General features: G+C 61.7%; 1 protein-coding gene. It reads right to left on the reverse strand.

The window, feature by feature from the left end:
• Window positions 1-52 precede the first annotated feature (52 nt).
• Window positions 53-712, reverse strand: coding sequence for a tyrosine-type recombinase/integrase (locus tag IEV62_RS18100; RefSeq protein WP_188449989.1), 660 nt, complete (start codon window positions 710-712; stop codon window positions 53-55).
• Window positions 713-903 lie beyond the last annotated feature (191 nt).

A 903-nucleotide genomic window follows, 5' to 3' on the forward strand; every position in this document is an offset into this window, starting at 1 on the left:
GAAAACACCATCCGTTCCGCAACAGCCTTCCTCTACGCTGCCGCCGCCCTCGTTATCCTCCGACGCCTCGCTCGTTACGCTTGAGATTCAAGACGGGCTCTAAGGCGAGCGCATCCTCCACGTCGACGCCGAGATAGCGGACCGTGTTCTCAATTTTGGTGTGTCCGAGCAAAATCTGCACCGCTCGCAAGTTGCCGGTTGCCTTGTAGATTATTGAGGCCTTTGTTCGCCGCAGCGAGTGAGTTCCGTACTCCTCGCGGCGCAGCCCGGTGCCGACAACCCACTCGTCAACCAACCGGGCATATTGTCGAGTGCTTAGGTGGCTCGCGCGGTCGACGCGGCTGGGGAATACGTAGTCATCCACCGTGCCGCCGCGCCGCTCTAGCCAGGCCAGCAAGCTTGCCCGCGCGTTGCCCATCAATTCGAATTGGACTGGTTTGCCCGTCTTGCGCTGAGTGACGATTGCCCGATGACGGATCTGGCCGCCAATCACCAAATCGCCTATTTTTACCGCGACGATGTCGCACCCACGCAATTTGCTATCGACCGCCAAGTCAAACAGGGCGCGATCGCGCATACGGCGGTTTTGATCGAGAAAGAAGCGGACGGCCCACACCTGTCTCGGCTTTAGCGCACGCTTCGCGCCGACCTTTCGTCCGGCGTTCCACGCCCGGCGGTCCGCAACACCCGGATCGAATTCTAACATTCCCATGATCGTTCTCCTGCGGCCATTGTGGCCGTTCGGAAAACGCGGGGCGGCACGACGCGAGACCACCTGGAGCGGCCCTTCCGCTTTCGCCCATAGCACGAAGCCGCTGCGCGGCAGTGGAGTTTGCGGTGAGGTAGCGCGCGTGCGCTGAGGTTTGGTCCCGCGGAGGCGGTGGCGGACGATGGAGTTCCTTC

Source organism: Sphingomonas psychrolutea, assembly GCF_014636175.1.
In the GTDB taxonomy this organism is placed as follows: Bacteria; Pseudomonadota; Alphaproteobacteria; order Sphingomonadales; family Sphingomonadaceae; genus Sphingomonas; species Sphingomonas psychrolutea.

Bases quoted from the DNA above. Each gene is read 5' to 3' on its own strand.
- IEV62_RS18100 (WP_188449989.1), bottom strand. From the start codon at position 712: ATGGGAATGTTAGAATTCGATCCGGGTGTTGCGGACCGCCGGGCGTGG.